The organism is Deinococcus marmoris DSM 12784 (assembly GCF_000701405.1).
In the GTDB taxonomy this organism is placed as follows: Bacteria; Deinococcota; Deinococci; order Deinococcales; family Deinococcaceae; genus Deinococcus; species Deinococcus marmoris.
On the sequence record NZ_JNIV01000105.1, the window covers coordinates 1 to 13,936 of the forward strand.

Sequence of the window (13,936 nt, forward strand, 5' to 3'; positions counted from 1 at the left end):
CGCTCATCCACCTTGAAAGCGGCCACCACGGCAGGAATCGGACAACCGAAGATCAGCAGGGTCAAGATGATGAACACCACATGGACATCAGTTTTGAGGCCATACAGTGGCGTCCCATACGTCTGGGTGAAGGTTTTCTTGCACTGGTGGCAGCGGTAGCGTTGATCTGCCTTGGAGTGAACGCCAACTTTGGTTGGCGTCGGGCAGAACGGGCAGGGCGGCGTACATTGAGCGGGCCGGGCGGCTTTGGTTGTCTTCACACACTCCAGATACCAGCCCGGCCCTCTTTTTGGCTACTCCACGCTGTCCTGTGGCCCTACCCGAAATAGCGGTCCAGCTTGTATTGCACGTAATCGGCGCGGTACTTGCGGGAGTCCTCGTCGATCAGTGCGGCCAGCCGCGCCCGGTCTTTCCCGGTGGCCGAGGCCCAGCGCGTGGTGTTATTGAGGGTGTATGACAGGCCCGCCTGACCCACCCACCAGTCGCGGGTGGGCAAAATCAGGCGGGTGCGGCACAGGCCCAGGCCGTCGGCGACGTCCTGCACGCGCTGGAGGCCCACGCGGCGGTGCAGGATGTCGGTGGCGGTGTTGTCGCTGTTGGCGATCATGCGGACGCTGAGGTTCTTGACGTTGGTGCCGTCGTAGGGATACTGGCCCAGACTCTGGTTCTCGCGGGTCACGTCGAAACGCTCGTTGGGGCTGAGGCGGCCCGCATCGAACTCTTGTAGCAGCGCCCACAGCACCGCCTGTTTGTAGGTGCTGGCCAGGGGAAACACGCTGTCGGGATTGGTGCCGACGGCCTTGATGGGGCGCAGGGTGCGGGCATCGATCTCGGCCACCCACAGGCCCAGCCGCCCGCTCAGAGGGAACGGAGGCGGGGGCGCTTTGGCCACGGCAGGAGCGGCAGTCAGGCAGCCATCCGGGCGGGTCTGAACTGGCGCTTGATCCCGGACGGCGGATGCTTTTGCGGCAGGAACATCCGCAGCGGGCACATTCGCAGCGGGCACACCCTCTGTGCGGGACAGCACCACGGTTCCCCCACTTGCTGAGGCCGCCGTGGTTTCAGCGGGCGGCGGGCGGCAGGCCAGGAGAAGCAGGCCGCACGCGATGACGGCGGCCAATCGGTTCCAGGTGGCGAAGTTCCGTGCCACTCCTCAGAGGGGTTCCAGGGTCACGCCCATCGTTCCTGGCCCGGTGTGGGTGGCGACGACTGCGCCGATGCTGTGGTTGCCCAGGTCCGTGAAATCCAGTCCGGCCAGCCCCGCGCGGACCTCCTGCACGTAGTCCTCGCCGCCAATGGTGGACAGGAACGTGACCCGCGCCCCGCCGTGCGAGGTGACGTATTTGCGGGTGTAATCCACCAGATCCTGAACCGCTTTCTTGTGGCCGCGCACCCGCCCTCCGGTTTCCACACGGCCCTTCTTGACCACCAGAATGGGCTTGATGTTCAGCAGGCCGCCCAGCAGCGCCTGTGCCCCACCGATGCGCCCGTTGATCTTGAGAAAGTCCAGCGTATTCACGGTGAAACGCAGATCGGCCTCCCGGCCCACCCGCTCCAGCTCGGCCAGGATTTCCGGCATGGATTTTCCAGCTTTCGCCAGTTCGGCGGCCCGCAGCGCGCGCATCCCCAGGCCCATGCTGACCGAGCCGGTGTCCAGCACCGTCACCTTGCCTTCAAAATCCTGCGCCGCCAGCCGGGCGCTGCCCACCGTGCCCGACAGTTGCCCGCTGATATGAATGCTGAGCACCTGATCCGCCGATTCCAGCGCTTTTGCGTACACGTCGGCAAATTCGGCGGGGCTGGGCTGGGAGGTGCTGGGCGTCTTCTTGCCTGCCTTGAGGCCCGCGAACAGTTCGGGCGGCGTGATCTCAATGCCGTCCTTGTGCATCTTGCCGTCAAACAGCACATACAGGGGCACGCTGACAATCCCGTGCTGGGCGCAGAGTTCCGGGTTCAGGTCACTCGTGGAATCGGTGACGATGGCAATGGTCATGGGCTGATCTTAGCGTGACAATGCATTCTGGCCGACTTTGAACCGGGTGCAAAGACAAACGCCGCCCAGTGTGGGCGGCGCTGAAACAGAGATTTTTTGGATCAATCTTTCTTCTTCGGCACCCATTTCTTTCGCCCGCTCTCGCTGGGTTCAGTGGTGTCGGATTGAGAGGTGGCCTGTTGCCCTTCTTCCAGTGCGTTCTCGCCCACTTCGGCCAGATGGACATGTTCGGTGATGGGCATTGCATTGACGGGTTCGGGCTGGATGGTTCCGGGGGCTGGGGCGGCTTCCACCTTCGCTCTGGGCTGCCATTCGGGACGTTCGGTGGAGGTCTCTTGAACTTTTGCGGGCTGCTCTGCGGCGCTCTCGTTCACAGGATGAGGAGGGGCGACTGGCTCCGATCCCGCACCCTCTGCCTGAGCGGAAACCTGTTCGGCCTCACCTGCGTCCGCCTTCGCTTTGGGCGTCCACTTCCTGCGTTCTCCCCCACTGGGCGTGGGTTCGGGCTGGGCTGGAGCTTCGGCAGGGGCAGCCTCAACAGTTTCAGCCTTCGCCTGTGGCTTCCAGGCTTTGCGAACGGGCGCGGCTTCAGTAGTTTCGGCGGCGGGTACAGGTGCATCTGCGACAGCTTCAGCACTCACGTCATCCGCTTTGGCTTTTGGCTTCCACGCTTTGCGGGCCGCAGTATCGGGAGCGGGTTCAGGGGTGGCAGGTTCAGGCGTGACGGGGCTGGAGATCACATCGTCTACTTTGGCCTTGGGACTCCACGCTTTGCGGACAGCGGGCGCAGCTTCTTCTGCCTGAGCCTCGGCAACCGGGGACACATCGTCCGCACCCGGTTTGGGTTTCCACGATTTGCGGGCAGGAGCCTCTGCATTTTCGGTCTGAGCTTCCACGACTGGCGCGGCGCTGACCTCATCGGCCCCAGCCTTCGGCTTCCAGCTCTTGCGGGGAGCCGCATCTGCTTCAGGCTTGGCGTCTGCCTCCACTTTCGGCTTCCACGCCTTGCGCTCGGTGACGGCCTCGGGATGGGCCGCCTGCGCTTCGGGCTGGGCGTCGGCATTACCAACGGGGCTACCCGGCTGGGCGTTGATCACGTCGGCGGAAGTTTCGCCCACCACGGCGTCTGGCGCGTCAGCAGAGCGCACTTCGCCCGTGCGGTGCATCGGCACTTCTGCGTTCGGGGCGCTGACCACTTCGGGCTGCTCGGTGGGCAGGGCGTCCGCGACGGGTCCAGTCGGCTGCACCCACTCTCCGGTGGCCCGCTGCATGCTTTCCAGCATCAACTCGGCCACATCCTTGACCACGATGTCGTCGCGCTTCTGCTTTTCCGGCGTGCTGTTCAGCATGGCCTTGCAGAAGGGGCAACCGACGGCGACGATCTTCCCGGTCTGCTCAAATTCCTCAGAGGCGACTTTGGCCCCGTCCAGCCGCTCCTGCAATTCGCGGAAACGGTTGTCGGAGACGCGCTCGCGGCCTTCCTCCTCCTCCTTCCAGAACTGCGCGCCGCCCGCGCCACAGCAAAAGCTGTTCTCGCGCTGGCGTTCCAGGTCCAGCACCTCGCCCGCCATCCTGGTGATCAGGGTGCGGGGCGCGTCGTACACGCCGTTGTGGCGGCCCAGATAGCAGGGATCGTGGTAGGTCACGTTGTCGGCCAGTTGCGCCAGCGGCAGCTTTCCGGCGGCCACCAGCGTTTCCAGATACTCGGTGTGGTGAACCGTTTTGTAGTTGCCCCCGATCTGCGGGTACTCGTTGCCGATGATGTTCATGCAGTGCGGGCAGGTGGCGACGATCAGCTTGGGGCGAATGCTGTTCAGCGTTTCCACGTTTTCCTGCGCCAGCGTCTGGTACAGGAATTCGTTCCCGGCGCGGCGGGCGCTGTCGCCGGTACACGCTTCCTTCTTGCCCAGCACGGCGTAATTCACCCCGGCCTTGTCCAGCAGTTGCACGAACGAACGGGCCACCTTCTGCGCCCCCGGATCGTAGGCGGCGGCGCAGCCCACCCAGTAAATGACGTCTGGCTCAGTATTTTCTTCAATGGTGGGGACTTTCAGGCCCTCGGCCCATTCCATGCGCTTGTCGCGCGAGATGCCCCAGGGGTTGCTGGCCCGTTCCATGCCCCGGAAGGCGGTCTGAAGCTGCTGCGGAAACTCCCCGGCCACCATCACCTGCTGACGGCGAATGTCGATGATGTCCAGCATCTGCTCGTCCTGCACGGGGCAGACTTCCATGCACGCGCCGCAGGTAGTACAGGCCCACACGGCTTCCTCGCTGATCGCGTAGTGCAAGAGCGGGTGCGCGGTGCTGGCCCCGGACTCAAACGGCGCGGCCTTGAGGGTAAAGGGACTGGGATGCGAGGCGATGACGTTCAGCTCCATGCGCTTGTTGATCTCCAACGCCGCCGGACTCAGCGCCTTGCCGGTGGCATTCGCCGGGCACACGTCCTGGCAACGGTTGCACTGGATGCAGGCGTAGGCATCCAGCAGGCGCGGCCATTCCAGTTCCTCCAACTTTTCCACGCCCAGACGCGGCTCGTCGGCCTCCATCGCCTCTTCCAGACCCTTCATGGGCGGCAGCACGCCGCTGCCCACCGGGCGCTTGAGGGCGTAGTTCACGGGGGCCATGAAGATGTGGATGTGCTTGGTGAACGGGAAGTACGCCAGGAACGCCAGCACGCTGCCCAGCGCCCCCCAGAACCCGAAGATGCGCCAGTTCAGGAGCGCCCCCTCGCCCAGACCGGAGAAAAGAGCGAAACCCACCGCGTTGGAGAATGGCTGAAATCCGTCCCCGCCCTCGGCCACCACTTTCGCCGCGTTGCCCAGCACCCGGCTGCCGACGTGGAAGAAGATGAACGCCGAGACGATCAGGCTGTCACGCAGGATGTAGTTGTTTTTGAGCAGCGGGTGCAGCAGCGTCTTCTCGGTGAAACGGAAGTCTCGCTTGGACGTCGTGAACAGGCGGCGAACCACCAGCGCCACCACGCCGAACAGCACCAGGAAACTCAGGACATCGGCCAGCAGGTTGTAGGCCGCGCCCAGAAAATTGTCGCTGTAGATGCCGAACTTGAGATAGCCCTCCAGTCCATCCACGACATTCACCAGCAGGTAAAACACGAAGCCGTAGAAGATAAAGCTGTGCAGCACGCTGATCGTGGTACGGCGGCGGAAGGTGCGTTCCTGGGTCAAGCTGACTTTGATGGCGTCCAGAACGCGTTTGCCGGGAATGTCAAAGCGGCGTTCGGTGGCGGGTGCGCCCCGGCGAATGCGCAGGTACAGGCGGTAAAAGCCCCACAGGCCGAACGCCCCGGTGATGACGGCAAAGATGAAGAACAGGATTTGATGAACAAGGGGCAGCATGGGAAACCTCCGGGGATGCGGACAGGGCGCGGGTGAATGGGATTTATTACACTCGGTTCAAAGAATGCCCGAAGTATAGCGGCTGCGGGAGAAGCTGTTACAGCTCAGAATTTGATGTTCTTTTTCATTTGCGCAGATGACTTGATAATGGCCTTCTGAATGTCCTGATGATTGATCGGCGGACCTTTCTTGACTGGAGAATTTTCGGAGTTGGCCTGCTGCTGCTGGCTGTCCTGCTTCTTCTGAGCGGCTGGAAGAGGCCCGGAATGCTCCAGCCACGCCCGCGCCACCGGATCGGCCAGCAGGGCCACATCCACCCACTCGCCCTCCGAGTTGGCGGCCAGTTTCACGCGCACCTTCAAGGCCGGATTCAGCAGGTAAAAGCCCTTCTGGACGCGCTGCCACAGTTTGCGGGCGGGAACGTAATGGCTGTCCACCTCGGCCCGCGCCATGACGTGATTGAAGTAGCTCCGTTTGCGGCGGGCCTCGCGCAGCACGCTGTAGGGAAACAGTTCCAGGTTGGTTTGCAGGGCGTCCACATAAAAAGCCTCGCCTCTCCGGTGCAGTTCAGCGGGCGTCAGTTCCGGGTGATGCAGTTCGGAAGTGTAGCCGGGCCACTGGGCCAGCATCACGCTCAGGAAGTAAAACTCCGCGCCCTCGTGGCCCAGTCTCACCAGCCGGTCATCCACCAGCACGTCCAGCGCACCGGGCCGCACCCGTTCGTAGATCGGCCCCAGCCAGAGACGGGCATAGTCGGCGTCCTGCATGGCCGTTTCCAGCGCCAGCATGTGCGGCGTGCGCCCGAACAGATCGGTCTGGGTCACATCCGCGCCGCGTTGCAGCAGCGCGTCCACCAGCGGCAGGTTGCCCGCCACCGCCGCCAGCATCAGCGGGGTCAGGTTCTCGGGGGTGCGGTAGTCCACGCCGTATTTGTCGGCGTCACCCAGCACGGCGCGCAGGTTGGGGTCCGCGAACGCCTTGCGGTGCTTGTCCAGCACAGCCTGACGCTGAATCCGGCGGTCCTTGTCGTTGTTGCGGAGGTAAGACTGCGCGGGCTTGATCTTGAGATCCCTCATCTCCTCCAGCAAAGCCCCGGTGCGGTTGAGCAGCGCGTAATCCAGCAGGTTGCGGGCCAGCTTGGGATCGCCGGGTTTTGCGCGAACCTCGGCCTCCAGGCAGCGCAGCACCTCAGGCGTCCAGACTTCCCAGGGCACGTCCTGCTGCTTAAGGATGCGGCGGCGAATGTCCCCGGCCTGTTCCTTCTTGCCCTGCAACTCCAGCTTGCGGGCTTCGCGCTCCCAGTCGTCGCGGCTAGCCTGCCGGACCCCCAGTTGCTCGGCCTCGTTGCCCAGCGTCACCCCCAGCAGCCCCAGGAGCGGGTGACGGGTATCGCTTTCCACCAGGATCACGCGGTTCACGGCGCGGGTCACGGCCACGTACAGCGCATTGACATAGAACTTGTAGATTTCCAGCGACTTGTCGGATTTATCCCTGGCGCGGCTGTATTTCAGATCGTCTTTCTGGAGGTCTTCAGCGGTCACGCCCTCCACAATCTCGCTGTAGGTGGCCCGCTGTGAACTGATGAAATTGCTCAGGATGATGTTGGGGTATTCCAGCCCCTTGGCCTCCTGCACGCTGAACACCAGCGGCGTGCCAAAGGACTTTCTGGCCCCGGCCTTGTCCTCGTCGCGCAGCACCAGCACGGCGTAATCGGTGCTGCCGCGCGTCTGCTCGTCCAGATGCTTTTTCACGCGGGCGTCGTCGGGCAGAAAAGTCACGCTGCCAGGATCGCTCGCCACCGCCCGCACCAGAAAATTGCTCTCGCGGTCCACGCTGCCGAAGCGGGCGTGCTTGATCTTGAGGAGGTCATTGGCCACCCGCGTCACCTGCGAGGCGTTGCGGAAATTGGCCCGCAGCACGTTGATGGCCTGCCGCTCGGCCAGGTCCGGGTCTTTCCACAGTAGGGTCTTGACCGCCGCCCACGAGAAGAAATTGGGATGCACGATCTGGTTGCTGTCGCCGCACAGCAGGAATTGCCCCGGCACCTTCAGCGAGGCCAGGATCAGCGCCAGTTGCGCCGCCGTCAGGTCCTGCACCTCGTCCACCACCACGAAGTCGTAGTCCGGCGTGGCCGACTTGAGATACCCCGAAGCCACGATGCTGGAATCGTAGAGTCGGCTGTCCGTGAGCCAGCTCAGGTACTTGCCAAACAGCTCGTACACCTGCGGGCGGTGTTCGGCGTCGTAGATGGACTGCCGCACCCCCAGATTCAGGTAAGCCTCACGCGTCAGTGGCCCGTCTGGAGAACTGCTCAGGACGCCCCGGAATTCTTCAAACAGTTGGTGGACATCAGTGAATTTCAGGCCCGGCTGCCGCGAAAACCAGCCCCGGAAATTCTCAAACGTGACCTCGCGCCCCGGCGGAACCCGCACCGTGTCCAGATACTCGCGGAACGACAGGAATTGCACGTCCTGGGCCTCGTTTTCAAAGCCGTGGGCGGCGTACAGACCCGCCGCGCTCTGGGCCAGATACGGCGAGAGAGTCACGTACAGCACCTGCCCCGGCAACTCGCGCAGCTTTTGCAGCGTCAGGGCGGTCTTGCCGCTGCCCGCCGAACCCACCAGAATCACCGGGGCCGGGGTGCGGTAGACCTCGTCCTGGGTGTCGTCAAAGGAAATCACCTTATCCAGCAGGTGAAATTCGCTGCGGGTGGGATGCAGGTAGCGCAGCGGCTGGGCCTCGGCCTGCGCCGTCTCGGGCGACAGGTCCGGCAATTTGGCCTCGTCGATCCGCGCCCCACGCAGGAAACGCGACTTCTCGTAGGCGTGCTGATGGATCACTTCCAGCGCCAGACACACCGTTTCCGGCCCATGCCGCACGAAGGTCAGCAGCAGGCGGTTGGTGTCGTCCAGCCGGGCGCGGTAATAGTTGCCCTGCGCCAGTTTCTTGACATCCGGGGTTTTGAAGTCGTCGCGCTCAATGGCGTCCTGCACCTTCTTGAGCTGCTTCTTGACACGGCCCGAGTCCAGATCACGGTAGGTCAGAAAACGCATGGGGACAGTGTAGAGGGGTGATGCGACGTGGGGCGCGGGGCGCGTGAGCAGAATCAGCGCACAGATAAATTGAACCGGGTTTAAATCAGACGGGGTCTGGCCCGTGGTAGGGCAACTGCATGAACGGCGTGTGACACGAACACAAGACCATCACACCCCACGTCCCAGCCTGAGCCAGACGGTCACAGACCTTGCTGATCCCACCATTGCGTTTCTCCCAGGCACGCTAGCCTCTGAAGCCTGAGCGTTCCCTGTTCCCCACCTCCCACACCCCTTCAAAGGAGCTTTTGCCTTGTCTCTGACTGCCACTGAACTTCAGACCTACCTGTCCGCGTTAATCACGGGCGAACTCAAGCTATCTACCATGATCTGGGGACCCCCTGGCATCGGCAAAAGCGCCGTGGTGGCGCAGGTGGCCCGTGGACGCGGCCTGGATTTCGTGGACGTGCGCCTGTCGCAACTGGCCCCCACCGATCTGCGCGGCCTGCCCGTCCCGGAAGCGGACGGCCACGGCGGCGGCGTCAGCAAATGGTATCCGCCCGAATTCCTGCCACGCGGCGGCCACGGCATCCTCTTTCTGGACGAGGTGAATATGGCCCCGCCTACCATGCAGGGCATGGCCCAGCAACTGATTCTGGACCGCCGGGTGGGCAGTTACGTGCTGCCCGACGGCTGGTTCGTGTGGGCGGCGGGCAACCGCAAGGAAGACCGCGCCAGCGTGTTTGACATGCCCGCGCCGCTGGCCAACCGCTTCCTGCACCTGACCGTGCGGCCCGACTTTGACTCGTGGCGCAGTTATGCGCTGGGCCGCAGTTTGCACGAACACATCATCGCCTTCCTGACCTTCCGCCCAGAGTTGCTGCACCGCCTGGACCCGCAGCAGCCCGCGTGGCCCAGCCCGCGTGCCTGGGAGATGGCGAGTGGCCTGCACCGTGCCGGGCTGGACGTGGCCCCCGCCATTGGTGAGGCAGCCGGGGCCGAGTTCAGCGCCTTCGTGCGGCTGTACGAGCAACTCCCCGATCTGGGCATCGTGCTGGAAGGCCGGGGCGGCGGGCTAAAGCTGCCGGACGAACCCAGCGTGCGCTACGCCGCCGTCGTGGGGCTGGCCGCCCGCGCCGCCACTGCCGACGCCGCCTACCACGCCTTTATCTGGCTGGCCGACAGCGCCGGGCCAGAGTGGCTGCAACTGTATGTTGCCACCCTCGTCAGCAAGTTCCAGGCCATCGGGCAACTGGGCGATCTGGCCGCACTAGTGGCCCGCGACGAACGGCTGGCCGCACTGGTAGAAGGGACTCTGGCGATGTCGGAGGGGATGTAAGGTGGATGGTCAATGGCTGATGGTTGATGGAGTTGGCCCTTTTTCCATCAACCGTCTACGATCAACCATCAACCTCATAACCATCAATGCCGCCTGGGCGGCCCGATGACCCCGGACTTCCAACACCTGATTTCCGGTTCGCGGCTGCGGATTCGCGGCAAGTCGGCCTTTTTCGCCACGCTGCTGTTGCATGCAGAATTCGTGCCGTCAAAAGAAGTGGCGGCAGCGGGCACGGACGGCGAGCGGGTCTACGTCAATCCTGAAGTGGCGGCCAGCCTGCCCTCTGACGTCTTGGACGGGCTGCTGCTGCACGAGGTTCTGCACGCCGCGCTGTCGCATGTGGAACGGCGCGGCCCCCGCGAGAAGAAACGCTGGAACAAGTCCGCCGACCTGATCGTGAACGGCATGGTGGAGGCGGCAGGCCTGCCCACGCCGCCCAGTTCACGCCGCGATGGTCACCTGGAAAAGCTGAGTGTGGAAGAGGTCTACACCGCGCTGATGGCCGAGGGTGAGGAGGAAGGCGAGGGAGACGAGGGCGCGGACGACTTACTGGACGGCCCCCCCAGCGACGCGCCGCCCAAGAATGGCAAAAATCCCTCGTCCGCCGCGAAGCAGTGGCAACAGGCGATGGCGAAGGCCCGCAGCATGGACGCCATGAGCGGCGGCCAGGGCGACGATCCGCTGGGCGCACACCGTGAACTGGCGCGACTGGCTCCAGCACGGCTGGACTGGCGGGCGCACCTGTGGCGCTTTCTGGCGCGGACTCCGGTGGATTTCGGGGGCTTTGACCGCCGTTTCGTGGGGCGCGGGCTGTATCTGGAGGCGCTGGACGACGAGAGCCTGACCGCGCTGATCGCCGTGGACACCTCCGGCAGCGTGGACGACGAGGCCGTCAAGGCGCTGGTGGGCGAGGTTCAGGGCGTGCTGGGGGCATATCCGCACGTTCGGGCCACCCTTTACTACGCCGACACCGAAGCGTATGGCCCGCATGAACTGTCGCCGGGGAGCGATATTCCCGCACCGCAGGGGGGCGGCGGTACAGACTTCCGGCCTATCTTTGCCCTGCTGGATGATCACGAGCCGGACGTGCTGATCTACCTGACCGACGGCTACGGCGATTTCCCCGAGACGGCCCCGCAGATGCCGACGCTGTGGGTGGTCCCGCCGGGTGGGCTGGAGGACGAGGGCTTTCCCTTTGGCGAAGTGCTGCGGCTGGAGGAAGGCTGATGGTTTCGCGGCCCACACGCTTTGAAGACCAGACTGGGTTCCCAGACGGCCCGGCCACCTGGTTCATCTTTCAGGGCAACAAGTTGCTGCTGCTGGGGGACGACACCCTGCCAATGGGCCACGCCGAGGGGTTTGAGATTGATCTGATCCGCCCGCTGGGACGGCTGGACGGTCAACCCTGTATCTCCGCACAACTGAAAGGTGAAGCGCCCGCCGGATACACGCTCTCGCCGCTGCGTTCGCTGTTTGGCCGACTGAGCGAGGACATGTTCGGGCTGGCCGGATTTGCCGCTCAGGTGGTGGACTTCAACCGCACGCATCAATTCTGCGGCTTCTGTGCGACGCCTCTGGATTTCGCAGGGTACGAGCATTCCAAGGTTTGCCCGGAGTGCAGCCTGAGCGTCTATCCGCGCGTGGCCCCGGTGGCGATGGTGCTGATCCGGCGCGGCGTGGGCGCACAGACTGAATTGCTACTGGCACGCGGCCCCCATTTTCCACCCGGCATGTTCTCCGCGCTGGCAGGTTTCGTGCAGCCGTCCGAGACGCTGGAAGCCGCCGCCGCACGCGAGGTTCTGGAGGAGGTGGGCGTGAAGATCAGGAACCTGCGCTATGTCCTCAGCCAGCCCTGGCCCTTCCCGCACTCGCTGATGATCGGCTTTAACGCCGAGTACGACGGTGGTGAGATCGCGCTCCAGCCGGAAGAGATTGAGGACGCGCGGTGGTTCTCCGTCTCCAATTTGCCCGCCCTTCCAGCACCCTTCAGCATCGCCCGCCAGCTCATTGACCGCGCCGTGTCCCTGAGCCTCGGATCGCCAGACCCCTATCCTGTCCCCCATGACCACGCCTTCTGAACTTGATCCGCGCACGCTGACCGCCCTGGGGGTGGACGGCGCGCTGGAGGCGGCGGCACACCCCCGCGCCACGGCGTCTGTGCTGTCGGGTCTCAGCGCCCACCCGGACGCGCGGGTGCGGGCACGGGTGGCGCGGCATCCCAACGCGCCGCTGGAGGTGCTGGGCGCGCTGGCCGCCGCTTACCCGCAGGACGTGCTGGACAATCCGGGGCTGCCGCTGCTGCGGCTGGCGCGTCCCGGCTTTCTGAACGTCTTTCCGGCAGAGGGGGTGGCGGCACTCCTGTCGCTGCCCACGGTCCCCGAATGGGTGCTGGACGCAGCCACGCGCCACGAGGACTACAGCGTGCGAACGGCGCTGGCCTCGCGCCCACAGTTGAGCGAGGTGCGGGTAACGGCGCTGGCCGGGGACGCGGGCTGGCAGATCAGGGAGGCGGTGGCGAGACGTGCCGAACTCTCGCCCCTGCTGACCCGCCAACTGGCTGCCGACGACGATTACGACGTGAGGAAGGCGGTGGCCGCCCGCGCCGATCTGCCCGGCGACGTGCTGCGGACGCTGGTGCAGGACAGTCACGGTCTGGTGCGCGCCAGTATTGCCCGCCGCCTGGACCTGCCGCTGGACTGCATGTTGACGATGGCGGCGGACGGCGATACGGACGTGCTGGCCACCCTGGCCCGCCGGGTGGACCTGCCCCGCGACGTGCGCGAGTGGCTTTCAGGCAGCGATGAAGCCCTGGTCCGTGCCGCCGCACTGCAAGCCTGGAGCGTGCCTGCCGCGTGGCTGTTCAGGGCCGAGACCGACGCGGACCCGGATGTGCGCGCCGCACTGGCCCGTCGCCCGGACGCCTCCGCAGATGTGCTGGAGAAACTGGCCTGCGACGAGGCCGAATCGGTGCGCCGCGCCGTGCTGGAACGCGAGGACCTGCCCGAGGGCGCGATCCTGGCGCTGGCCCGCGCCCCGGAGCAGGACATCCGCCTGCATGTCGCCAGTGCCGATCCGCTGCCCGCCAGCGTGCTGGACGTGCTGCTGGCCGACGCCGATCCCACCATCCGCACCATCCTGGCAGTGCGGCCCGATCTGGGACCGCAACGGCTGGCACGACTGGCCACAGATGTGAACGCGGAAGTGCGGCGGGCGGTGGCTTACGCGGCTGCGCCGGGTGCGGACACGCTGGCGACGCTGGCCGGGGACGCGAATATCGGGGTGCGCCGGGCTGCCGCTGCCCACAAAAACCTCCCACACGCGTTGCTTCAGGCGCTGGGCGAGGATTCGGACGCCGGGGTGCGGCTGGCGGTGGCAGGCCGCACAGACCTCTCACCCATCCTGCGCGGACGCCTGCAACACGATGAAGACTCCAGCGTGCGGGCCGAGGCAGAGCTGGCAGACGCGTGACCGATATCCGCCTGCCGCTGGGTGGCCTGAAATTCAGCGTCCGGGTGGCGATCATCTGCGTGCGGGATGGGAAGCTGCTGGCAAACACCGAACGCGGCATCGGCTTCTGGTATCTGCCCGGCGGCGCGCTCGCGACGGACGAGGACGCCCGCAGTTGCGCCGAGCGGGAATAGCGCGAGGAGACAGGAACGCCACCCGGCGAGCTGCGCCTGCTGGGGACCGTGGAAAACTTTTTCGGTCCGGCGCACGGGCGTCAGCATGAAATCGGCTTTTACTTCCGCATGGACGCCCCGCCCGAACTGCCGGGCGATTCGTTCACCGTGCTGGACAACGCCAACGTGAGCTGCGAGTGGATTCCGCTTGACGAGATTGAATCCCGCCCTGTCTACCCCCTGATCGTGCGCGAATTACTGGACAGGGACGACGGAACGCTGCGGCACATCGTGAACCGGGAGGCCTAAGTTCGACTTTGTCCATTTTTTCAGGCGGCGCTGAGAGAAATCTCAGCGCCGCCTGAAACCATTTGGAGATGTTCAAAGTCCCAAAATGGTTCACCGATGTTATCGCCCCTTTTGCCGAGATGTTTACCCAGCCCACCTGGATCACTGCTCAAACCTTGCTTGTCGGGTCCATCCTTGCCACCCGCAAGCGCACCATCTCTGCCCTCCTGACCTTGCTCGGCCTGAGTGATGAAACCGGATTCTCCAGATTCCATCACTTTCTCAGCCGGGCCATCTGGTTTCCATTG

The 13,936-nt window shown here is 64.7% G+C and carries 11 protein-coding genes and 1 pseudogene; 6 read left to right on the forward strand and 6 right to left on the reverse strand.

The window, feature by feature from the left end:
* The 5 genes from Q319_RS27395 to Q319_RS0119010 all read right to left on the reverse strand — a co-directional run.
* A partial coding sequence (locus tag Q319_RS27395) for an IS1 family transposase (RefSeq protein ID WP_162178651.1) occupies positions 1–260 on the reverse strand: 260 nt, incomplete at its 3' end.
* 56 nt (positions 261–316) lie between these two features.
* On the reverse strand, positions 317–1,150 hold the full coding sequence (locus Q319_RS0118995; protein ID WP_415814071.1) for a serine hydrolase: 834 nt from the start codon (positions 1,148–1,150) through the stop codon (positions 317–319).
* A 3-nt stretch (positions 1,151–1,153) separates the two neighbouring features.
* A complete protein-coding gene (locus Q319_RS0119000; protein ID WP_029484019.1) occupies positions 1,154–1,993 on the reverse strand; it encodes a DegV family protein in 840 nt (279 codons plus the stop codon).
* Positions 1,994–2,094: 101 nt separating this feature from the next.
* Positions 2,095–5,349 carry a heterodisulfide reductase-related iron-sulfur binding cluster gene (locus Q319_RS0119005; RefSeq protein ID WP_029484020.1) on the reverse strand — a complete coding sequence of 1,085 codons (3,255 nt, stop codon included), beginning with the start codon at positions 5,347–5,349 and terminating at the stop codon, positions 2,095–2,097.
* Positions 5,350–5,453: 104 nt separating this feature from the next.
* A complete protein-coding gene (locus tag Q319_RS0119010) occupies positions 5,454–8,402 on the reverse strand; it encodes a hypothetical protein (protein WP_156039458.1) in 2,949 nt (982 codons plus the stop codon).
* A gap of 292 nt (positions 8,403–8,694) precedes the next feature.
* Between Q319_RS0119010 and Q319_RS0119015 the strand changes: the two genes are divergently transcribed.
* From Q319_RS0119015 to Q319_RS28800, 6 genes and pseudogenes are all read left to right on the forward strand, one after another.
* The gene (locus Q319_RS0119015) at positions 8,695–9,720 is read left to right on the forward strand and encodes an ATP-binding protein (protein WP_029484022.1); all 1,026 of its coding nucleotides are present in this window, start codon (positions 8,695–8,697) and stop codon (positions 9,718–9,720) included.
* 105 nt (positions 9,721–9,825) lie between these two features.
* Entirely contained in the window at positions 9,826–10,947 is a 1,122-nt protein-coding gene (locus Q319_RS0119020; protein WP_029484023.1) for a vWA domain-containing protein, read from the forward strand.
* Complete coding sequence (gene nudC, locus Q319_RS0119025) at positions 10,947–11,798, forward strand: NAD(+) diphosphatase (protein ID WP_051655565.1); 852 nt, start codon at positions 10,947–10,949, stop codon at positions 11,796–11,798. Before Q319_RS0119020 ends, nudC begins: the two co-directional genes overlap by 1 nt.
* Positions 11,782–13,188: a hypothetical protein gene (locus tag Q319_RS0119030; RefSeq protein ID WP_029484025.1), complete on the forward strand. Its 1,407-nt coding sequence runs from the start codon at positions 11,782–11,784 to the stop codon at positions 13,186–13,188. Before nudC ends, Q319_RS0119030 begins: the two co-directional genes overlap by 17 nt.
* Entirely contained in the window at positions 13,185–13,361 is a 177-nt protein-coding gene (locus tag Q319_RS28795; protein WP_245619373.1) for an NUDIX hydrolase, read from the forward strand. The genes Q319_RS0119030 and Q319_RS28795 overlap by 4 nt, the downstream gene beginning before the upstream one ends.
* Positions 13,362–13,373: 12 nt before the next feature.
* Positions 13,374–13,649 (forward strand): annotated as a pseudogene (locus tag Q319_RS28800) (NUDIX hydrolase); the annotation flags it as partial.
* 20 nt (positions 13,650–13,669) lie between these two features.
* Here the strand turns inward: Q319_RS28800 and Q319_RS27970 are convergent.
* The coding region (locus Q319_RS27970; RefSeq protein ID WP_211252394.1) for a hypothetical protein at positions 13,670–13,936 on the reverse strand (267 nt) is incomplete at its 5' end.